The sequence below is a fragment of the Streptomyces sp. LMG1-1-1.1 genome (assembly GCF_040815545.1).
Lineage (GTDB): Bacteria > Actinomycetota > Actinomycetes > Streptomycetales > Streptomycetaceae > Streptomyces.
In genome coordinates, this window is the sequence record NZ_JBFPNH010000065.1 from 67,335 (window position 1) to 87,448 (window position 20,114).

At 73.2% G+C, this 20,114-nt stretch carries 15 protein-coding genes and 1 pseudogene; 9 read left to right on the forward strand and 7 right to left on the reverse strand.

Features of this window, described 5'->3' with window-relative positions; all coding sequences use genetic code 11:
• Positions 1–931 precede the first annotated feature (931 nt).
• From MRBLMG1_RS31395 to MRBLMG1_RS31410, 4 genes are all read left to right on the forward strand, one after another.
• A complete protein-coding gene (locus MRBLMG1_RS31395; RefSeq protein ID WP_367827552.1) occupies positions 932–2,164 on the forward strand; it encodes an FG-GAP-like repeat-containing protein in 1,233 nt (410 codons plus the stop codon).
• 212 nt (positions 2,165–2,376) lie between these two features.
• Positions 2,377–3,033, forward strand: coding sequence for a maleylpyruvate isomerase N-terminal domain-containing protein (locus tag MRBLMG1_RS31400; RefSeq protein ID WP_367827553.1), 657 nt, complete (start codon positions 2,377–2,379; stop codon positions 3,031–3,033).
• A gap of 69 nt (positions 3,034–3,102) precedes the next feature.
• Entirely contained in the window at positions 3,103–3,648 is a 546-nt protein-coding gene (locus MRBLMG1_RS31405; protein ID WP_367827554.1) for a GNAT family N-acetyltransferase, read from the forward strand.
• An 11-nt stretch (positions 3,649–3,659) separates the two neighbouring features.
• Positions 3,660–4,688 carry a hypothetical protein gene (locus MRBLMG1_RS31410; protein ID WP_367827555.1) on the forward strand — a complete coding sequence of 343 codons (1,029 nt, stop codon included), beginning with the start codon at positions 3,660–3,662 and terminating at the stop codon, positions 4,686–4,688.
• 171 nt (positions 4,689–4,859) lie between these two features.
• Here MRBLMG1_RS31410 and MRBLMG1_RS31415 read toward each other — a convergent pair whose 3' ends face one another.
• Positions 4,860–5,828, reverse strand: a complete 969-nt coding sequence (locus MRBLMG1_RS31415; RefSeq protein ID WP_367827556.1) for a hypothetical protein — start codon at positions 5,826–5,828, stop codon at positions 4,860–4,862.
• Between the two features lie 52 nt (positions 5,829–5,880).
• Between MRBLMG1_RS31415 and MRBLMG1_RS31420 the strand changes: the two genes are divergently transcribed.
• Positions 5,881–6,540: a M15 family metallopeptidase gene (locus tag MRBLMG1_RS31420; protein ID WP_367827557.1), complete on the forward strand. Its 660-nt coding sequence runs from the start codon at positions 5,881–5,883 to the stop codon at positions 6,538–6,540.
• Positions 6,541–8,258: 1,718 nt separating this feature from the next.
• On the opposite strand, the gene MRBLMG1_RS31425 is transcribed toward MRBLMG1_RS31420, so the two are convergent.
• Positions 8,259–8,945, reverse strand: a complete 687-nt coding sequence (locus MRBLMG1_RS31425) for a GNAT family N-acetyltransferase (RefSeq protein WP_367827558.1) — start codon at positions 8,943–8,945, stop codon at positions 8,259–8,261.
• A 361-nt stretch (positions 8,946–9,306) separates the two neighbouring features.
• On the opposite strand from MRBLMG1_RS31425, the gene MRBLMG1_RS31430 reads away from it, so the two are divergent.
• A complete protein-coding gene (locus MRBLMG1_RS31430) occupies positions 9,307–10,245 on the forward strand; it encodes an aminoglycoside phosphotransferase family protein (RefSeq protein WP_367827559.1) in 939 nt (312 codons plus the stop codon).
• A gap of 178 nt (positions 10,246–10,423) precedes the next feature.
• On the opposite strand, the gene MRBLMG1_RS31435 is transcribed toward MRBLMG1_RS31430, so the two are convergent.
• Positions 10,424–10,996, reverse strand: coding sequence for a dihydrofolate reductase family protein (locus MRBLMG1_RS31435; protein ID WP_367827560.1), 573 nt, complete (start codon positions 10,994–10,996; stop codon positions 10,424–10,426).
• 189 nt (positions 10,997–11,185) lie between these two features.
• Between MRBLMG1_RS31435 and MRBLMG1_RS31440 the strand changes: the two genes are divergently transcribed.
• Positions 11,186–11,716 carry a precorrin-3B C(17)-methyltransferase gene (locus MRBLMG1_RS31440; RefSeq protein ID WP_367827561.1) on the forward strand — a complete coding sequence of 177 codons (531 nt, stop codon included), beginning with the start codon at positions 11,186–11,188 and terminating at the stop codon, positions 11,714–11,716.
• Positions 11,717–11,915: 199 nt separating this feature from the next.
• Here the strand turns inward: MRBLMG1_RS31440 and MRBLMG1_RS31445 are convergent, their stop codons facing one another.
• The 3 genes and pseudogenes from MRBLMG1_RS31445 to MRBLMG1_RS31455 all read right to left on the reverse strand — a co-directional run bounded on the left by MRBLMG1_RS31445 (position 11,916) and on the right by MRBLMG1_RS31455 (position 15,382).
• The gene (locus MRBLMG1_RS31445; RefSeq protein ID WP_367827562.1) at positions 11,916–13,580 is read right to left on the reverse strand and encodes a transporter; all 1,665 of its coding nucleotides are present in this window, start codon (positions 13,578–13,580) and stop codon (positions 11,916–11,918) included.
• A gap of 194 nt (positions 13,581–13,774) precedes the next feature.
• Positions 13,775–14,620: pseudogene (locus MRBLMG1_RS31450) on the reverse strand (ABC transporter ATP-binding protein); the annotation flags it as partial.
• Between the two features lie 75 nt (positions 14,621–14,695).
• Complete coding sequence (locus MRBLMG1_RS31455) at positions 14,696–15,382, reverse strand: bifunctional DNA primase/polymerase (RefSeq protein ID WP_367827563.1); 687 nt, start codon at positions 15,380–15,382, stop codon at positions 14,696–14,698.
• A 269-nt stretch (positions 15,383–15,651) separates the two neighbouring features.
• Here MRBLMG1_RS31455 and MRBLMG1_RS31460 point away from each other — a divergent pair, with 269 nt between their 5' ends.
• Together MRBLMG1_RS31460 and MRBLMG1_RS31465 are read left to right on the forward strand one after the other, a co-directional pair.
• Positions 15,652–17,034 (forward strand): transcriptional regulator, encoded by a 1,383-nt coding sequence (locus MRBLMG1_RS31460; protein WP_367827564.1) that lies wholly within the window; start codon positions 15,652–15,654, stop codon positions 17,032–17,034.
• Between the two features lie 266 nt (positions 17,035–17,300).
• The gene (locus tag MRBLMG1_RS31465) at positions 17,301–18,803 is read left to right on the forward strand and encodes a hypothetical protein (protein ID WP_367827565.1); all 1,503 of its coding nucleotides are present in this window, start codon (positions 17,301–17,303) and stop codon (positions 18,801–18,803) included.
• Between the two features lie 12 nt (positions 18,804–18,815).
• Here the strand turns inward: MRBLMG1_RS31465 and MRBLMG1_RS31470 are convergent, their stop codons facing one another.
• Positions 18,816–20,096: an ABC transporter substrate-binding protein gene (locus tag MRBLMG1_RS31470; RefSeq protein WP_367827566.1), complete on the reverse strand. Its 1,281-nt coding sequence runs from the start codon at positions 20,094–20,096 to the stop codon at positions 18,816–18,818.
• Positions 20,097–20,114 lie beyond the last annotated feature (18 nt).

Below are 20,114 nucleotides of genomic sequence, written 5' to 3' on the forward strand. Positions count from 1 at the left end.
CGTTGCCGGCATAACGGACGGCACCCACCCCGATACCACCCTCGCCGCGAGCCCAACAGACAGCCCGGCCCACCCCTGTGGGGAGCCCAGCGGGAGGCTCCCCCAGCCCACCCCCGTTGCGGGCACAACGGACGCCGGCCCCCCACCCTCGTCGTGCGCGCAACGGACGCCGCCGCCCCCCCCCGGCCACCTTCGTCGTGCGCGCAACGGACGCCGCCGCCCCCCCCGGCCACCTTCGTCGTGCGCGCAACGGACGCCGCCCACCCCCCCGGCCGCCCTCGTCGTGCGCGCAACGGACGCCGCCCACCCTGCCCACCCTCGTTGTGGGCAATCGTTCCGCTGGGGCGGAACGGGTGGGCACAACGGAACGGCGCCCCCTGCCGGGCCTAGGCTTCCGCGCCCGAACCCGCACCCCGTGCACGGCGCCGTGTCGGTGCGGGCCAGGGCACAAGGGGGCGGAGGCGCCGCCAAGGGCGCCGTCCCGTGTGCCCACCCGTCCCGCCCCAGCGGGACGATTGCCCACACGGAGGTGGGCCGGGCGGCGGGCGCAGCCCGCACGAGGCGCGGGTTCGGACACCGGGGCGCGGGCCCAGGTCCGGGCAACGGGGCCAGGGCACGAGTCCGGACGACGGGGCGCGGGCGCGGGTTCGGACGACGGGGCGCGGGCGCGGGTTCGGACGACGGGGCGCGAGCACGGGTGACAGCGAGGCGCGGGCGCGGGGCCGGGCAACAGGGCGCGGGCACGGGTCCGGACAGCGAGGTGCGGGCGCGGGTCCGGACGACGGGGTGCGGGCGCGGGGCCGGGCAACAGGGTGCGGGCGGGCGCGGGGAGGTAGGGGGGACCCCTGCGGGGGTGGGGGGAGGGGCGCGGTAGCGTCCCTCACACGGCGCGTCGAGCACGGACGTCTCCGCGCCGCCCGAAGGGAACTCGATGCGCATTTCCATCACGCGGCGCCTGGCCGCGGCGGCCACGACGCTGGGCCTCGCCTCGGCCGGCCTCCTGGGCGCGGGCGCCACACCGGCGCAGGCGGCGATCAGCGATTGCCCGTCCGGCTATTTCTGTGCCTGGAAGTCGGACAACGGCACGGGCACGATGTACAAGACGAATGTGAACCAGGCGACGCTCGGGAGCTGGGACAACGCGTTCCGCTCGATCGTGAACCACACGAACAAGTGGCTGTGCCTGTACGACGACGCGAACTACACCGGCTCGCCCGGTGCGACGGTGATTCCGCCGGATCCGGCCGGCACGGAGTGGGGCGGCCCCGGGAGCAACTCGATCAGCTCGCTGAAGTTCGTGCCCACGGAGCGGGAGTGCAGCGGGCTCGCGTACCCGTCGTGGAACGCGGCGACGTCTCCGGCGAAGGCCGGTTTCGGCGATCTCAACGCGGACAAGAAGGCGGATGTCCTCGTCCGGGACGAGGCGGGGCGCCTGTGGTTCCTGCCCGGTGACAACACCGGCCGTCTCGTCGGTACCGGCGGCTGGGGTGTCATGAACGCCCTGACCCGGCACGGTGACTTCACGGGCGACGGCCGCGAGGACGTCATCGCCCGCGAGACCGCCACCGGCAAGCTCTGGCTCTACCCGGGAACCGGGACGGGAACGCTCGGGACCCGCAAGCTGATCGGCTCCGGCGGCTGGAACGCGATGGCCAAGCTCACCGCGTACGGCGACCTGACCGGTGACGGCCGCTCCGACCTGCTTGCCGTCGAGCCCACGACGGGCAAGCTCTGGCTCTACCCCGGCACCTCCGCCGGCACCCTCGGCGCCCGCAAGCTCCTGGGCACCGGCGGTTGGAACGCGATGAACGCGCTCGTCGCCCCCGGTGACATGAACGGCAACGGCACGGCCGACCTCATCACCCGCGAGGCCTCCACGGGCAAGCTCTGGCTCTACCCGGCCACCACCTCCGGCACCTTCGGCCCGCGTGTCCTGATCGGCTCCGGCGGCTGGAACGTCATGGCCGCCTTCCTCGCCCTCGGCGACTTCACCGGCGACGGCCTCAACGACCTCGCGACCGTCACCACCAGCTCGTACGTCGGCGAAGGCTGCCGCGGCGTCGGCTGCCTCGTCCTCTACAGCGGCAAGGGCACCGGCGGCCTCAACCCCGGCTCCCCGGAGAGCCAGGACGTCGACTGGTCCCATCTGCGCGGCACGTTCTGATCGGCACGTTCGGATCGGCACGTTCGGATCAGCACGTTCTGCGCGGCAGGCTCTGAGCTGCACGTTCTGAGCCGTACGTTCTGCGCGGCGGATTCCGCCCCGTAGTGCCGTGAGTGTGAAGTGAGGGCCTCCACCCACCGGGTGGAGGCCCTCACTTCTTCGTGTCGCGGCCAGGAGGGTGCCCCCGGTGGCACAGGCGTTACGGTCTTGCCATGTCCCGATCAGAGAAGACAGACGTGTCCCGGCAGCCCGTCACCGCGGACGACCTGGACCTGGCCGTGCAGCTCGCCCTGGAGGTCCTGCGGGGCGCGCCCCCGGAGGCGTGGGAGGAGAAGGCGGGCTCGCTGGAGTGGGACTGCTGGGAGACCGTGGAGCACCTGAGCGACGACCTGTTCGCGTACGCGGCGCAGCTCGGGCCGAAGGCACCGCCGCTGGACGGGGAAGTGCCGTTCGTGTGGGAGAGCCGCAGGGCCGGCGGGCCGGCGAACGCGATCCACGCGGACCGTACGGCGGGGCCGGCCGGGCTGTTGCAGGTGCTGGACGCGAGCGGCGCGCTGCTGGTCGCGATGGCGCGTACGGCGTCGCCGGAGACACGGGCGTACCACGTGTTCGGCGTCTCGGACCCGGAGGGCTTCGCGGCGATGGGGATCGTGGAGACCGTGGTGCACACGTACGACCTGGCGCAGGGACTGGGGCTCGTGTGGACTCCGCCGGCGGACATCTGCGCGCGGGTGCTGGCCCGGCTGTTCCCCGAGGCGCCGTCCGGCACGGATCCGTGGCCCACGCTGCTGTGGGCGACGGGGCGGGGCGATCTTGAGGGGCGGCCGCGTCCGACCACGTGGCGGTGGGACGGCACACCGCGCGCGTAGGGCGGAATTCCGTTCCGGCGCACGTTTATTGGATTGCCGCCGGTGAAGCCGGTCGGATAGGAAGCCTGCATGCTTACCGGCGGCAAGATCGGGCTCAGGGCCCGGCACGACGAAGACATCCCGATCCTGCGGACCGAGCTGTACGACGACGTGGTCAACGCCGCGCGCGCCGAGGGCGGTCCGTGGCGGCCGATCACGCCGGGCTCGAAGGACCCGCGACTCGTCGTGGACGAGTCCGACCAGCGGAACGTCCCCTTCTCCATCGTGGAGTCGGAAGGCGGCACGCTGATCGGCAGCGCGAACCTGTGGGGCATCGACACCCACAACCGGGGCGCGCACATCGGCCTCGGCCTGCTTCCGTCCGCCCGCGGCAAGGGCTACGGCACGGACGTGGTCGCGACCCTCTGCCACTACGGCTTCGTCGTGCGCGGGCTGCACCGCCTCCAGATCGAAACGCTGTCGGACAACCACGCGATGCTGCGATCGGCCGAGCGCAACGGCTTCGTACGCGAGGGCGTACTGCGCTCGTCGGCCTGGGTGATGGGCGAGTTCCTCGACGAGGTGATCCTCGGGCTGCTTGCCCGGGACTGGAAGCCGACGGCTGCGCACAGCTAGGACGGGATTGCTTGGACCTCTTCGTGTGTGCCGGGTGCGGCACGGAACTGACGGCGCCGGTGGCGCGGGTCGCGCTCCCCGTCCACACCCACTTCGGGGGGTGGGAGGAGCTCCACCCGCCGCTGATGGATCCCGGGACGTACGCCGTCGAACCGCTGCCCACCGGGCCGCCCTGGCGGCTGTGGGAGGACGTCGGGGAGGACGAGGCCGCGCGGCAGGGCGTGTACGCGCCGGTGTACCGGGTCTCGTTCGGCGCGCGGAACAGGATCGTCATCGCCCCCGGCGACTCGCGGTCCATGACGCTGATCCTCGACAAGTGCGACGGCTACTGCATGGGAGTCGACGGCCGGGACGGCCCCAATCTGGCGTGTGAGCAGTGCGGACGTGCGGTGGCGACCCGCATGGACGACTGCGGCATGTGGCAGACGGTCTGGCTGGAGCCCGACGCGGTCGTACGCCGCCCCTCAGGGCTCCCGGCCGTTCCGCCTCCCGACTGGGACGACCTGGAACGCGCGGACCACCGCGTCCCGCCCTTCGAACCCGACGGGTCGTGGAGCCGCCGCTGGGAGGCGGCGCTCGGGGTCGCTCTGGCCCACCTCGTCGCCGTGACCGGCGACCGTCCCGTGACCCTCCCCGCCGGCCCCGTCACCGAGCTGTTCGGCCCCGCCGTCCACCGCTGCCTCCCGGCCGGCCCCGACACCCGCTCCGTAGCCCTGGCCGGTCCGGGCATCCCCACCCCCCACCCCCGCCCCGACGTCCTCCTCGTCCCCCGCCACCCCCTCACGGGCGCCCCTTGGCGCCCACCCGGCGACGAGTCCCCGGTCGTCCCCCTCGACAGCGGCGTCTGGGCCTACCTCGTCCACCCCGGCGAAACCTCCCCCACCCCCGCCACCGGCGTCATCCCACCCGGCGTCCTCCGCGACGACTACACCCTCGTCCCCCACCCCTGGTGCCCCCTCACCCCCCACCGCCACGCCTTCACCTGGACCCTCATCGGCCTCCCCGCCATCCGCGGCCCCCGCCTGAGCAGATACCGCTAGGCGTACGGCCAGGCGTACCGCCAGGCGTACCGCTAGGGGTGCCTTGTCGATGTTGCGGAGAAACGTCATGAGGGGACCGGCAAGGCCGAAGCTTCCGGGGTCGCCGTTCGGGGTCTCGGTCGACGTGCCGACCACCTGCCGACCTGCCAACCTGCCGACGAGTCGACCGGTCTACTCGCGCCGCAGGGTGTACAGCTCCCAGGAGTCGGGGTCGCCCACGAAGACGTACAGCTTGGGGTGTTCGCGGGTGCCGTAGACGCTCCAGCTGTCCATGTCGGCGGGGCAGGAGTCGATGGAGACGGTGACCGTGTGGGGGTCACCGATTGGGTCGAACGCCCAGGTGCCGACGCCGGAGCACTCGCGGATCCGGGGTCCGGACGGGTCGACGGTCTCGTGGAAGTCGAAAGTGTCCACGCGGGACGCCATGGCTTTGCCGTCCGGGCCCAGGGTGAGGGTGCCGCCGTCGCCGTCGGAGTAAGTGCCGGTGAGCTGTTCGGCGTTCAGCCGCGGAGGCTCGTAACCGGCACCGGCGAACAGGGCGATGCCGGCGACGGCCAAGGCGGAGACGACGGCGAGCGTGCCGTATCCCGCCACCCGCCAGAACATCCCGCGACCCGTGAGCGTCCGCCGGTCAGGCAGCAGCAGTCTGCGGGCGATCAGGGCGGGCGCCGTGAGCGCCACCGTCGCCGTGAGCCATCCGACGAGACCCGCCAGGAGCCCGGCCTCCGCGAGGATCGCCAGGACGACGACCGGCGGAGCGGCCGCGAGGGCCGTCGCCGCCGGAACCCACCCCCACGCCTCGCGCCCCGAGAACCTGCGGCCGAGCCAGGCGGCCGAGGCCAGTACGGGCATCACCACGCCGACGGTCAGGAAGGCGCCGAGGACGGCCCAGGCCAGCGCCAGGAAGGGCGCGGCGACGGCCATCACGAGGAAACCCAGCGCGTTGTACGGCAGTTCGGGGCCCTCAAGCGTCCGCTCCCATACCCCGTACGCGATCATCCCGATCGCGGCCTCGACGAACATCACCGAGACGGAGGCCGACACCACGGCGCCGAACCTGTCCTTCGGGCGTGCCTGGACCGGGGCCTGGGGTCGCATCCGTGCCTGCGCCGACACCTCGACAGGAATTTCTGAACGCATTCAAATCCCCTCCGGCCCTCATCATGCACCACGGCGCAGGCATGATCGACCCATGAGTGAGATCGTTCTGATGGCCGACCCCAAGGTCGCCGCCCTGCCCGTCCTGGAGTGCGGCGAACCGCTCGTGGACGTCCGCGACAGCTCGTTGCTCGTCGACACGCGCAAGCAGGATCCGGACCACGCCTACGCCCACCTCCGCCAAGGCGTCCTCGAACGGCTGCTCACCGCCCAGACCCTCCTCCCCGACGGCCTACGCCTCCTCTTCGTCGAGGGCTACAGGCCCCCCTCACTCCAGCGCGCCTACTTCGACGAGTACGCCGCACAACTCCGCTCCACCCACCCCACCTGGTCCGACGACCGCCTCCACACCGCCACCAGCCGCTACGTCTCACCCCCCTCCATCGCCCCCCACAGCGCCGGCGCCGCCGTCGACCTCACCCTCGCCGACCCCTCCGGCCGCGAACTCGACCTCGGCACCCCCCTCAACGCCGACCCCGAGGAAAGCGACGGCGCCTGCTACACCCACGCCCCCCACATCACCCCCCAAGCCCGCGCCCACCGCTCCCTCCTCTCCACCGCCCTCACCACCGCCGGCCTCGTCAACTACCCCACCGAGTGGTGGCACTGGTCCTACGGCGACCGCTACTGGGCCCTGACAACCGCCGCCCCTTCCGCCCTCTACGGCCCGAGGGAACTGACGCGGGGCGGATGACAGGACCTGGGGGGTATCGGGTCGATTGGTCGGTTGGGTGGGTGGTTGGGCACGCCCGACGTGCCCTGAAGCTCACTTCGGTAGTCGTGTGCGGGCTGCGGGGCTGAGGGTGCTTGGCCTGGTACCTGCGTGCGGCCTGTGGGGTTGAAGGGGCTTGGCCTGGTGCCTGCGTGCGGCTCGTGCGCCTTGTGGGTGCAACGGACGGTGCCTGCCCCGCTCGCCCCCGTGGTGGGGCCTGGGACGTCACCCCCCTCGTCCACCCCCGTTGTGGGCATTCGTTCCGCCAGGGGCGGAACGGGTGGGCACAACGGACGGCGCCCCTTGCCGGGCCTAGGCTTCCGCGCCTGAACCCGCACCACAGGTACGGCGCACATGGGGTGCGGGGCCAGGCACATGGGGGCGAGGCGCCGCCGAGGGCGCCGTCCCGTGTGCCCACCCGTCCCGCCCCAGCGGGACGATTGCCCACACGGGGCGGGGCGGGCGGATGGCGCGTCCCGCACGAGGCGCGGGCGGGCACGGCAGGCTGGCGGCGGCTTCGGGCGCAGCCCACACGACGCGCGCGCGGGTCACACGTGAACGACGGGCGCGCGGGCGCACCCCGCACGAGGCGGGGTCGCGGGTACGGCCCGCACGCCGGGTTGGTCGGGCGTACGGGCGCAGCTCACGTGACGGGTTCGGCCGGCGTGTGGACGCCGTCCACGCGGGCGGGCCGTGCGACGGCGGTGGCGCAGCTCACGAGGCCGGGCCGGCCGTGCGGCAGCGTGGGCATGGCTCACGAGAGGGCCGTGGGACAGCGCGGGCGCGGCTCATGCAGGCGGCCCCTACGACGGCGCGAGTGCGGCTCGCAGAGTGGTTCAGGCGGGTATGGGCTGAAGTCACACGGGCCGGCCGTAGACAGCAGGGTGCGAGCAGGTCCTTCGGTGGGGCGGGCGTAGCTCGCACAGTGGTTCAGGCGGGTACGGGCTGAAGTCACGCGGGCCGGCCGTAGACAACTAGGGCGCGAGCGGGTCCTACGGCGGCGCGGGCGCAGCTCGCACAGCGGTTCAGTCGGTACGGGCTGAAGTCGCGCGGGCGGGCTGTACAACTGCATGGGCCCGGATCACGCGGGCGGACTTTACGGCGGCGCAGGCGCAGCGCCCACACAGCGGGTACGGCCGAGGCCACTCGGGCGGTCCGGGCGACAGCACGGGCGCGGCTCACGCCGGCGGGCCGCCTATGACGCTACGGGCGCAGCTCGCGTCGCGGACCGTGCGGCGGCGAGGCGCAGGCAGTGCGGGACGTACAGGAGCCGGGTCAGGGGTGGAGGCCCACGTGGCTCGGCTCACGGGGTGGAGGTCCACGTGGCTCGGCTCACGGGGTGGAGGTCCACGTGGCTCGGCTCACGGGGTGGAGGTCCACGTGGTTCGGCTCACGGGGTGGAGGTCCACGTGGCTCGGCTCACGGGGTGGAGGTCCACGTGGTTCGGCTCACGGGGTGGAGGTCCACGTGGCTCGGCTCACGGGGTGGAGGTCCACGGGGCTCGGCTCACAGGGTGGAGGTCCACGGAGGTCCACGTGGCTCGGCTCACGGGGTGGAGGTCCACGTGGCTCGGCTCACGGGGTGGAGGTCCACGTGGTTCGGCTCACGGGGTGGAGGTCCACGTGGCTCGGCTCACAGGGTGGAGGTCCACGTGGCTCGGCTCACAGGGTGGAGGTCCACGGAGGTCCACTTGGCTCGGCTCACTGCGTGGAGGCCCATGTCGCGCGGGTCAGGCGCCAGACCTGGTCGTTGCCGGTTTCGGCGGGGGCGGTGGGGGTGTGGGGGCGGTGGAGGTGGGGGGTGAAGCCGAGGCGGGTGGGGACGGCGGCGCTGGGGTGGTTGGCGGAGTCGTGGACGATTTCGATGGCGTGGATGGTGGGGAGGCGGAAGGCCTGGGAGGTGAGGGCGCGGGCGGCGCGGGTGGCGATGCCGAGGCCGGTGGCGCCGGGGTGGAGCCAGTAGCCGATTTCGAGGGTGTCGGCAGGGGTGTTCTCGTCGTGGCGGTGCAGTCCGCAGCTGCCGACGATGGCGCCGTCGAGGAGGATCGCGTAGCTGTACTGCTCGCCGTCGGCCCAGAGTTGGGCGCGGCCGGCGAGGAATGCGGTGGTCTGGGCGAGGCTGTGTTCGGAGGCCCAGGGCATCCAGGGCCGCAGGTGCTCCAGCGACTCCTCGATGACTCGGAAGAACTCCGGAAGGTCCGCCTCGCCCTCGAACGCGCGCAGCGTCAGACCGCCGTCGAGCTCGATACGGGCCTGAGGCAGGGCCTGTGACTCGTGCTGGAGCCCGGGCTCGCTCTTGGGCCGCGACTCCGTGTCGAGCCGGGACTCGTGCGGGAGCCGCGACTCCGGCTGGGACGGCGACTCGGGCTGCGGCTGCGGAAATTCCATGCGGCGAGGATGGTTCGGGTGGTTGTCGAGCCGCAAGGGGTTTCCGTCAGGCCGGGAAGCGGGCCGGGGGAATGCGTGCTCACGGATGCGCTTCCGGCCGCGGCCCCCGATGGGGGCCCGGATACGGATGCCTCTGCCGCCGCCCCCGTGTTGAAGTCGTTCAGGCCTTCCCCCGAGTCCCCGGCGCGCGCTCGTGATCGTATGGCCCGAGACGCGGCGCCGAAGGTGCACTGCCGGAGACGGCTGACCTAAGCGGCCGCGAGACGAGGGTCGCCGAGCCCCGGCCGAGGGCGGGCCGCGTCGGGCGCCGGGTCGCGGCTGAAGGGCCGCCGGAAACGGGACGGGTAGGACGGGTGAGGGCATGGACGTACACGTCGACGAGGGGCTGATCCGTGGGCTGCTTCGGGAGCAGCACCCGGATCTGGCGGAGCTGTCCATTCGGGAGGTGCCGGGTGGCTGGGACAATCAAATGTGGCGGGTGGGGGAGGAGTTGGCCGTGCGGATGCCGCGTACGGAGCGGGCCCCGGAGCTGCTGCGCAAGGAGTTCCGGTGGCTGCCCCTTCTCGCGCCGGCGCTTCCGCTGCCGGTGCCCGTTCCCGTACGGACGGGGGAGCCGTCGGCGCGATTTCCGCGGTTCTGGACGGTGGCCCGGTGGGTTGCGGGCGAACCCGCCGACGCCGTGCCCGTCACGCGGGGCGGGCACGCGGCCGAGGTCTTGGGTGGCTTCCTGCGGATCCTGCATCGTGAGGCGCCCGAGGAGGCGCCCGTCAACCCGCATCGGGGGGTGCCCTTGTCCGCCCATGCGGACGGGTTCGAGGAGGGGCTGCGGCTCCTGGCCGAGTTCGCCGACGCGGCGGCCGTACGGCGTGTGTGGGAGGACGCCCTCGCCGCGCCCGAGGCGCGGGGAACGCCGGTGTGGCTGCACGGTGACCTGCACCCGGCGAACGTCGTCGTGACCGACGGCAGGCTCTCCGGGGTCCTCGACTTCGGCGAACTCTGCTCCGGCGATCCGGCCACGGACCTCTCGGCCGCGTGGCTGCTCCTCCCCGCCGGCGCGGCCCCGCGCTTCTTCGAGGCGTACGGCGACCGCGACCGCGACGGCGACGGCGACGGCGACGTCGGCGTCGGCGTCGGCGACGTGGACGAGGCCACTGTCCGCCGGGCCCGGGGCTGGGCCCTCCTCCGTGCCGCCGGGCTCATCGACATCGGCCGTGCCGGGGACCAGGGCCTGCCGGGCGGCAAACCGACGTGGGGACCGGCGGGCAGGGCGGCACTCGCGCGCGTACTGGCGGACGGGTAAGGATCCACCCGTGGGACCCATCCCGCGGCCCCCTTCGGAAACCCCCTGCGGAAACCCCCCTGCGGGGCCCCACCCTCGGGTCGGCCCCTGCGGAATCCCCTCCGCGAACCCCTGATCGCTCCTCGGGACCCCCGTGATCGCTCCTCGGGACCCCTTCGGGACCCCGCGGGCCCCCGCGTCACCGGACGACGTCGAAGACGTTCTTCTGCAGGCCGTTGGCGTACGCCTCGTGCTCGACCAGCTTCAGCTTCTGGGTGTCCTTGTCCGTGGTGCTGAACAGGCGCTTGCCGGCGCCGAGGAGGAGCGGGAAGACGAGCAGGTGGTAGCGGTCGATCAGGCCGGCGTCGGAGAGGCTGTGGTTGAGGGCGGCGCTGCCGTGGACGATGATCGGGCCGCCTTCGGTCTCCTTGAGGGCGGCGACGTCGTCGAGGGAGCGCAGGATGGTGGTGTCGCCCCAGTTCGACACGAGGTCGGCGTCGGTGAGCGTGGTGGAGACGACGTACTTGGGCATCGCCTTGTAGTCGGCGAAGTCCGCCATGTCCGGCCAGACGGGGCTGAACGCCTCGTAGCTCGTGCGGCCCAGCAGCATCGCGGCGGATTCCTTCTGCTCGCGGGCCTTGATGTCGAAGGCCTCGGCGACGAAGTCGACGTCCTTGAAGGTCCAGCCGGAGTTGCGGTAGCCGGGCTCGCCGCCCGGGCCTTCCACGACGCCGTCGAGCGAGATGAAGGCGGTGCTGATCAGGGTGCGCATCGGGGGTTCCTTCGTCGTGGGTCGTCGTTGCTTCATTGGATAGGACGGAGTTGCCCGGGCGAACTCATCGGTGTCGGGCGGGTCTTCTCGAAAGTCTTCCCGAGGTCGCGGCGGCGCGAGCGGCTACAGCTCGGTCACAGCTCCGGTCGGGCGTCGGGGATTTCGGCTCCGGCACGGAGGATGAGGTTCATGCGCCGTCATCGTTCCCGTACAGCCGCCATCGGTTCGCTCGTGTGCGTCGCCCTCGCCGTGCTGGTCGGTGGTTACGCCGTCGCCGACGGCGGCGAACCGCGCGACACCATGCGGTACTGCCCGAGCCCGGAGGAGCCGAGGCTTCCGCCGGGTACGCCGTGCATCTCGCAGGACCCGAACGAGAAGTACCGGGAGAACCACGCGTTCCAGCAGGAGATGGAGATCACCGAGGAGCAGCGCGCCGGTGCGCGGGGCGAGGCCGAGGCCCTCGTCGAGGCCCTGCGGGGGCTGGAGGAAAGCAAGCGGGCCGACGAGACGGATGTCCGGGCGGCGGCCGCCACGGCCCTCGGCCTGGCACCGGACAGGATCGAGTACCGGCCGGAGGGCCGGGCGGGCTCCCTCGTCGGCGGCGGCCACGGCAAGGTCTGCGTCATCGGCCGCATCGACGAGCGCGGGGGAGGCGCCACGGCCGAGGTCACGGGACGCACCTTGGACGGTACGTGCCTTCCGGGCCTCGGGGGGCACTGAGCGCCCGCGTCGCCGGCACCCGATCCACTCCGGGCAGTACGCCGAGGGCCCCCCGGGTACGCCGAGGGTCCGCCCCTAGTAAGGGGCCCGCCCCGGTACGCCGATGGCCCGCTCGGACACGTGAGCGGGCCATCGGAGCACGGAGCACGGAGCCGTACGGAGGGACGGAACCGGGCGCGGGGCGCCGGGCGGGGGCGTGTCAGCCCTTGCTGACCGCGGCCAGGATTTCCGGTAGGCGCTCGGCCGTGCGGGGGGCGGCCAGTTTCAGGCCCGCGAGGACGAGGAGTCCGCCGTAGAGGGTGCCGAGGGGGAGGACGAGCCAGAGGAGGGACTGGTGGTCGGAGAGGTGGAGGTAGACGGTCGCGGCGATGAGGGGGGCGCAGAGGAGGCCGCCCGCGATCATGCCGCCGAGGATCGACATCCAGGCGAGGGCGCCTTGGCCGGGGGCGACGTTCTTGTAGCCGCTGTCCTGGGGGATGGAGTAGGGGAAGGTCGCCGAGGTGACCGCGCCGGTGCCCATCATGGCGCCGAGCAGGGCGAAGGCGAGGCCGAGGGCCTCGGGGAGCCGTGACCAGTCGCCGAGGACGCCGGCGGTGACGGCGGTGACGAGGGCGGTGTACGGCAGGGTGATGGTGAGCATGGCCAGGGCGCGGGAGCGGAGTTCGGCGTAGGCGTCGGCGCTCGTCGAGATGGTCTGCGCGACCATCCAGAAGCCCGAGCCGTCTTGGCCGAACTGGTTGTACATCAGCATCCCGAGCATGCCGGACGCGAAGCAGGCGAAGTAGATCGAGCCGACGCCCTGGAAGGCGTTGAAGAGCGGGACGATCAGGCCGATGGCGAGCGAGGTCACCCAGGAGGCCTTCGTCTTCGGGTCGCGCCAGATGTAGCGCAGGCTGCGGTCCATGACGGCGCCCGTGCGGCCGCCCGGCAGGAGCCGCCCGAGCCGGCCTGTACCGTCGGCCTTCTCGCGGACGCCCGCGTCGGCGGCCGCGCCGATGGTGGAGCCGTCGGGTTCGACCATCAGCCGTACGAGGCTCCGCTGCCACCAGTGGACGAGCCCGGCGAGCGCGGCCGCCGTGAGGAGCAGCCGGGCCGCCGCCACCGCGTAGTCGCCGGTGCTCGCCGCGTCCACGGCGCCGATCGCGGCGGCCGGCGGCAGCCAGCCGACGACGGCCGTCGCGGGTTCGAGCGACTCCAGGCCGCCGGCCTGGCCGAGGCGCTGGGCGCCGAAGTTCACGAGCTGCATGCCGACCGCGATGACCAGGCCGCTGAGCAGGGCCAGGTCACGGCCCTTGCGGGAGGTGAGCAGCCGGACGTTGGCGGCGGCCACGGCCCGGGACAGGGCCACGCACGTCACCGCCGAGAGCGGGACGGCGAGGACGGCGAGGACGGTCGCGGCGGCGCCGTGCGCGACGGCCAGGGCGGCGCCCAGGACCAGGATCAGGGTGAGGGCCGGCCCGATGCCCACGAGCGAGGCCACGAGCAGGGCCCGGACCAGCGGCCGGGGCCGCAGCGGCAGCATCACGAGCCGGGACGGGTCGAGGGTCTCGTCGCCGCTCGGGATGAACAGCGGCATCACCGTCCACGCGAGCGCGAGGAACCCGGTGACGAGGATCGCGATGCTGTCGGCGTTCGCACTGCCCCGCATCAGGACGAAGGCCAGGAGTATCGCCGCGGCGAACACGGTGCCGAAGACGATCGTGGAGACGTACGCGGCGGTCCGCCCGCCCGACTGCCGCAGCCCGTTGCGCAGCAGCGACAGCTTGAGCCGTACGAAGACCGACGTGAGCGACGGTACGGGTGCGGCGGGGGGTACGGAGGGGGCGGGGGATACGGGGGGAGTGGTCGAGGTGCCGGCGCTCATCCCTCGGCCCCGTTCGCGTCGCTCGTGGCGCCGGTGGCGCCGGTGGAGCCCGTGCCGCTCGCGGCGCCGGTCACACTCGTACCGCCCGCCGAACCGGTCACACCCGTACCGCCCGAGGCGCCGGTGACTCCCGTACCGCCCGAAGCGCCCGAAGCGCCCGTACCGCCCGCACCGCCCGTCGAGCCCGGCCCCGTACCGCCGCCCAGCCAGTCCAGCGAATCCCCGGCCGCCGTGCGGCCGTTCGCGCCGACGAGCTCAAGGAACGCGGCCTGGAGCGAGGGTGCGGTGCCCCGCACCTCGGCCAGGGGGCCCTGGGCGCGGATCCGGCCGGCGGCCATGACGGCGACCCAGTCGCAGAGCGACTCGACGAGCTCCATCACGTGGCTGGAGAAGACGACGGTGGCGCCGGAGGAGGTGTACCGCTCGAGGACGCCGCGGATGGTCTGGGCGGAGACCGGGTCGACGCCTTCGAAGGGCTCGTCGAGGAAGAGGACCTCGGGGTTGTGGAGGAGCGCGGCGGCGAGGCCGATCTTCTTGCGCATGCCGGTCGAGTAGTCGACGACCAGTTTGTTCTGCGAACCCGTCAGGTCGAGTACGTCGAGGAGTTGCGCGGCCCGCTTGTCGACCTCGGAACCGGGCAGCCCCCGCAGCCGCCCGCTGTACGCGAGGAGTTCGCGGCCGGAGAGCCGCTCGAACATGCGCAGGCCCTCGGGGAGGATGCCGATGCGCGCCTTGACCTCGGCGACCGACTCGGGGTCGGCCCAGACGTCGTGCCCGGCGACCAGGATGCGTCCGTGGTCGGGACGGAGCAGGCCGGTGATCATGGAGAGGGTGGTGGTCTTGCCGGCCCCGTTGGGCCCGACGAGCCCGATGAACTTCCCCGCGGGCAGGACGAGATCGATGCCGTTCACGGCGATCTGCTGGCCGAAACGCTTCCACAGGCCCTCGATACGCACCGCGGGCACCGCACCGGCAGCCGGTGCGGTGCCCGGTGCGGCACCCGTATTGTCGAACGCTCCGTCAAATGCCTGGTCAGGCATGTACGTCAACCCTTCGGTCGTCCCCGTCATCCTTACGGGCACCACCCTAAGGGCGAGGCCGAGCGGCCCCCAGGGTCACGACGTGCGGCTCCTGGCCTCCGCCGCTTCCCGGCCACACGCGTACGCGAGGGCGCTGATCAACTCCTCGGCGTCCGGGAGCCAGCGGTTCGCCGGGGTGGGGCGGCGCGCCCACTGCACCGCGCCGCAGCCGCCGATGCGGGTCGGCGGGGCCGCCACGTAATGCCCCTCGCCGCGCGTCGTGAGGTCGATGGCGGCCGGCGTCCAGCCCAGCTTGCGGACCAGGTCGGGCACCTTGGCGGCGGCGCCCGGCAGCACGAAGAAGTACATCCGGCGGTCCGGGGTGCAGGTCACCGGGCCGAGCGTCAGCTCCATCCGCTCCATGCGGGCCAGCGCGAGGAATCCGGCGGACTCGGCCACCTCGATGGCGTCGAAGGTCCGGCCGGTCGGCAGCAGGATCGACGCCTTCGGCGTCTTCGACCACATGCGCCGCGCCCCGACCCCGCTCCCGGTGGCCTGGGTCGACCAGTCGGGCTTGACCGCGTGGGCGCCGGGGACGGCGCACGCCTCCGCGCCGCAGGAGCAGCGCTCCCTGCCCTCGACGGCCTCAAGCCAGGTCCCGGGGAACACGTCCCAGTGCCGCTCTTCCGCGTACCGCACGGCGCTGTCCAGTAGCTGCTCGCCTCGCTGCTGGGGGATCTGTGCGGCTTCCGTGACTCCGATGGTCTCTTCCACGGTGAACACAACTGCCCCCGCCACCTGGGGTTACGGGCGCGGCGGCGGGCGTGTTGACGCATCGATCCTGCATGCGGGGCGCATGGGTGCACTCGCGGGGGCGCGCGGAGGGCCGGGGAGCGGGGGTGGGTACGCACAGGTGGGGACGTCGGTGGCGGGATGGCTTCATCCTCGCGGCGGACGTGTCCGGTTTCGCGTGTTCACATCGGCATTGACCGGATATCCACCGGGCAGTGATCACTCCTCCGGTGATCACCGCACGGCCTCAGGGGGTACTCATGGCAGCCAGGCCACTCGTTCCGCGTCAGCTCAACGAACGGCTCCAGGCGCTCATCCAGGAGGCGGCCTGCTCCAACGCCGGCCTCGCCCGCAGGGTCAACATGGTCGGCGCGGAGCGCGGACTCGACCTGCGGTACGACAAGACGTCCGTGGCGCGCTGGCTGCGGGGGCAGCAGCCGCGCGGCCGGGCGCCGGGGATCATCGCGGAGGCCCTGGGCCGCAAGCTGGGGCGCACGGTCACGATCGACGAGGTCGGCATGGCCAACGGCCGGAACCTCGCCGCCGGGGTGGGCCTCCAGTTCGCGCCGACCGTGCCCGGGGCGATCGAGCAGGTCTGCGAGCTGTGGCGCAGCGACGTGGGCCGCCGGGACTTCCTCTCGGGTTCCGCGGTGGCGGCCTCCGCGCTCGTCGAACCCAGCAGGGACTGGCTGATCACGGTCCCCGACCCGCACGTGGCCCGGCTCGCCGGCGCCCGCGTCGGGGTCGCGGACGTGGCCGCCGTACGGGAGATGACGAGCGCGCTCGTCGACCTCGACCGGCGGTTCGGCAGCGGGCACGTCCGGCCGGTGGTCGTCCACTACCTCAACAGCGTCGTGTCGGGGATGCTGTCCGGCTCGTACCGGGAGGCCGTCGGCCGGCAGCTGTTCGCCGCGGTGTCGCGACTCACCGAGCTCGCCGGGTACATGGCGGTCGACACGGGCGAACCGGGCCTGGCCCAGCGCTACTACATCCAGGCGCTGCGCCTCGCGCAGGCCGCCGGCGACCGGGGCTACGGCGGATACGTCCTGGCCGCGTCGATGAGTCATCTCGCCGCCCAGCTCGGAAACCCCCGGGAGATCGCCCAGTTGGCGCGGGCCGCGCAGGAGGGGGCGCGCGGGAAGGTGCCGCCGCGGGCCGAGGCGATGTTCTTCGCGGCCGAGGCGCGCGGCCACGCCCTGCTCGGCGACGTCGGCGCCTTCGAGGCGGCGGCCGGCCGGGCCGTACGGGCGCTGGAGCAGGCCGATCCGGAGGCGGGCGACGACCCGGTGTGGATCGCCCACTTCGACCACGCCTACCTGGCGGACGAACTGGCGCACTGCCACCGGGACCTGGGGCAGGCGGACGCGGCGGCGCGGGCGGCGGAGGAGTCGATCGCCGGGCACCCGGAGACCCGCACGCGGCGGCGCGCCATCGGCCTCGCGCTCCTCGCGTCGGCGCGCGTCCAGCAGCGCGAGATCGAGCAGGCCTGCCGCACGGGGACGCGCGCCCTCGAACTGCTCGGCACGCTGCGGTCGTCACGGGGCGCGGAATACCTGGAGGACCTGAGGGAGCGCCTGGAGCCGTACGCGGGGGAGGCGGTGGTGCGGGAGTTCGGGGCGCGGATGGATCTCGCGGCGGCGTAGGCGGTGTGTCGCCGCGCCGCTCAGGCGGGCTCGTGGGCCGGGGAGTCGATTCCGCCGTGGCGCGAGAAGACCGCGCGGGAGGAAGGTGCGAGGAGGCCGCGCGAGTGAGTCGCGCGAGGAGGCCGCACGACGAGGCCGTGGGGGAAGGAGGCGCGAGGAGGTCGCGCGAGAAGGTTGTGTAACCGGGCTCACACGTGTGTGCGGAGGCCCGGGCGCACCCGGTAGCGTGAGCCGACGATTCCATAGGTTTATCAGTAGGAGTCCCGGTGACGCAGAACGGACAGGGTCCGGAGCCGCAGTACCCGGCGGTGCCCCCCGCGCACGACGGTGCCCACGGGGGAACGCAGCCGTGGGGCGGCGCCTGGGGTCCCGCCGGCGGTCAGCCGGGCGGGCAGCCGCTGCCGCCCGCGCAGCCACTGCCCCCGGAGGCGGCGCCGGGTGCCGCGGACATGCAGTCGACGCAGTACCTTTCGCCGATCCCGCCGCAGCAGGGGTCCCAGACGCAGCAGGGGTCCCACACGCAGCAGGCGTCCCAGACGCCGCAGGCTCCCCAGCCCTTCCCGCAGCAGGCGCAGGCGCAGCCCGGGTACGGCTACCCGCACCCCGGCGGCCCGGCCGCCGGCGACATGCAGGCGACCCAGCACATCGCGCCGGTCCCGGGCGCGATGCCGCCGGTGCAGGCGCAGCAGCCCGGCTACGGGTACCCGCCGCCGGCCGCGCAGGCCGCCGGCGACATGCAGGCCACGCAGTTCATCGCCCCGGTGCCGCCGCAGCAGGGCGCGGGCTCGGCGACCCAGTTCCTCGGCACGGGCCCGCTCCCGCAGCAGGGCGCCGGGCAGGGCGGTGGGCCCGCGGGGGCGTCGGACGCGACCCGGTTCATCGCCCCCGTACCGGGGCAGGGGTCCGGTGAGCGGCAGCCTCCCGCGGAGTTCGACAGCCTCTTCCGCACCGAAGCGCCGCAGGCGCCCAGGGCGCCGCAGCACCCCCAGCCGACCCAGGGCTACCAGCAGCAGCCGGCCCCGCCCGCCTACCAGCAGCAGCCCCCGCAGCAGGGCTTCCAGCCTCCGCAGCCGCCGCAGTCCCAGCAGTACGGCTACGAGGACGCCTACTACGACGACGAGCCCGCGCCGCGCCGCAAGTCGCCGGTCGCGCTGATCGCCGCCGTCGTCATCGGCTGCGCGGTCGTCGGCCTCGGCGCGGGCGCGCTGCTCAGTGGCGGGGACGAGGAGAAGGACCCCAAGGGGGGCGGCCAGAACGTGGCGGCGACCTCCGCCGCGCCCTCCACCGGAGCGCCCGCGGAGAAGCCGGCCGATCCGGCGGAGGCGCAGGCGCGGGAACTGAGCAGTCTCCTCGCGACCAGCAGCAGCAGCCGCGACACGGTGATCGGCTCCGTCGAGTCCATCAAGCAGTGCAAGAACCTCGACAAGGCTGCCACCGACCTGCGGGGAGCCGCCGAGCAGCGCCGCGGCCTGGTGACCAAGCTCCAGTCGCTCTCGGTCGACCAGATCCCGGACAACACCGCGCTGACGGCGGCCCTCACCAAGGCCTGGCAGGCGTCGGCGTCGGCCGACGACCACTACGCGGCCTGGGCCGACCAGATGAAGTCCAAGAAGGCCTGCAAGGGCGGCAAGGCCCGCTCGACCGACCAGCTGGTCGCGGCGAACGCCAAGAGCGGCGAGGCCACCACCGCCAAGAAGAAGGCGGCCGGGCTGTGGAACCCGACCGCCGCGAAGTACGGACTGGAGAAGCGGACCTACTCGCAGCTGTAGGGGCTCGGCGGCTCAGGGGGCGCTGAGGACGGTCTCGCCGACGTCGACGAAGCCGGGCTTCTGCGCCACGAGGCGTCCCTGGCGGACCACCTGGAACGTCACCTCGTGGTTGACGATCCGGGGGAAGCCGGGGGCGCCGAGCAGGTCCTCGTACTTCCAGCGCAGGACGGGCGTCAGGCCGCCGGTGTCGATGCGCGCGCCCCGGTCGAGGGCGTGGCTGATCTTCGCGGCCGTGACCGTGTCCGTGTCGAGGCCCTCGACGACCTCCCTGAGGACCGTGTAGGCGATCCAGGTGGTCTGGACGCCGGCGTCGGCCGGGTCGACCCGGTTGTCGGCGAACGCGTGCTCCTGGATGACCTTGCGCATCGGCGCCCAGCTCTTGTCGGAGGCTTCCGGGTACCAGCCGGTGACGTACGCGCCCTCGAAGGGGCTGTGGGCGCCGCCGGTGCGGTCGATCACGGGCTGGCCGACGCTGCCGAGGACCGACGAGATGCGGACGGCGGCCTCGTCCCCGCCCTTCGCGTCGTCGCGCCGCCCGCCGTCCGGCAGGCGGCGGAAGGAGTCGAAGAAGGTCTGGGTGCGCTCGCCGAGCACGGCGGTGACGCAGCCGTCCTCGTGGCCGGCCTTGGTACGGGCCCGGTCCGCCTGCTGCGAGTACTCGGCGGCGTCCTCCATGGCCGGGATGTCGACCGCGCTGCGGTGACTGGCCTTGCGGAGGCCGGAGTTGAGGAGCCCGGGCAGCTTGTCCCCGGCGATGGTGTCGGGCCGGACGAGCGAGACCTTCCGGCACGACTCGGCGAGCTGCATGCCGTGCCCGGCGATCAGGGAGGCCTGACCGCCGTTGACGGGGTACGAGAGCGGGCTGGTGAACTCGTCCTCGGAGATGCCGTAGCCGCCGATGTACGGGATGCCGGCGGCCTCGAGGGGGGCCATGAAGGCGCGGCCGTTCTGGCTGTACGAGCCGACGACCGCGACCGCGTTCTCGCGGACGGCCCGGCGGGCGCAGTCGGCGGCGCCGGCGGAGGTGTTCTGTTCGTTGCAGGTGAGGACCCTGAGTTCGTGGCCGTCGAGGCCGCCCTGGGAGTTGACCCACCGGGCGTAGGCCTGCGCCATGGCGGGCATTCCGGGCATGTTGGTCGCTCGGGTCTGGTCGGGAGCCCAGGTCATCACCGTGAGGGGCTCCCTGGAGCCCCCCGTGGCCCCAGGGAGCACGCCGCACCCGGTGAGCAGCGACGCTCCGGTCGCCGCGGTCGTGACGTACGCGAGGAGTGAGGTCAGTCGCCTACCGGTCATGGGCATGCACATTTCCGC

What these genes read in the sequence shown, in the direction of transcription:
- MRBLMG1_RS31395 (WP_367827552.1), top strand. Translation starts at nt 932, where the DNA reads ATGCGCATTTCCATCACGCGGCGCCTGGCCGCGGCGGCCACGACGCTG.
- MRBLMG1_RS31400 (WP_367827553.1), top strand. Translation starts at nt 2,377, where the DNA reads ATGTCCCGATCAGAGAAGACAGACGTGTCCCGGCAGCCCGTCACCGCG.
- MRBLMG1_RS31405 (WP_367827554.1), top strand. Translation starts at nt 3,103, where the DNA reads ATGCTTACCGGCGGCAAGATCGGGCTCAGGGCCCGGCACGACGAAGAC.
- MRBLMG1_RS31415 (WP_367827556.1), bottom strand. Translation starts at nt 5,828, where the DNA reads ATGCGTTCAGAAATTCCTGTCGAGGTGTCGGCGCAGGCACGGATGCGA.
- MRBLMG1_RS31420 (WP_367827557.1), top strand. Translation starts at nt 5,881, where the DNA reads ATGAGTGAGATCGTTCTGATGGCCGACCCCAAGGTCGCCGCCCTGCCC.
- MRBLMG1_RS31425 (WP_367827558.1), bottom strand. Translation starts at nt 8,945, where the DNA reads ATGGAATTTCCGCAGCCGCAGCCCGAGTCGCCGTCCCAGCCGGAGTCG.
- MRBLMG1_RS31430 (WP_367827559.1), top strand. Translation starts at nt 9,307, where the DNA reads ATGGACGTACACGTCGACGAGGGGCTGATCCGTGGGCTGCTTCGGGAG.
- MRBLMG1_RS31435 (WP_367827560.1), bottom strand. Translation starts at nt 10,996, where the DNA reads ATGCGCACCCTGATCAGCACCGCCTTCATCTCGCTCGACGGCGTCGTG.
- MRBLMG1_RS31440 (WP_367827561.1), top strand. Translation starts at nt 11,186, where the DNA reads ATGCGCCGTCATCGTTCCCGTACAGCCGCCATCGGTTCGCTCGTGTGC.
- MRBLMG1_RS31445 (WP_367827562.1), bottom strand. Translation starts at nt 13,580, where the DNA reads ATGAGCGCCGGCACCTCGACCACTCCCCCCGTATCCCCCGCCCCCTCC.
- MRBLMG1_RS31460 (WP_367827564.1), top strand. Translation starts at nt 15,652, where the DNA reads ATGGCAGCCAGGCCACTCGTTCCGCGTCAGCTCAACGAACGGCTCCAG.
- MRBLMG1_RS31470 (WP_367827566.1), bottom strand. Translation starts at nt 20,096, where the DNA reads ATGACCGGTAGGCGACTGACCTCACTCCTCGCGTACGTCACGACCGCG.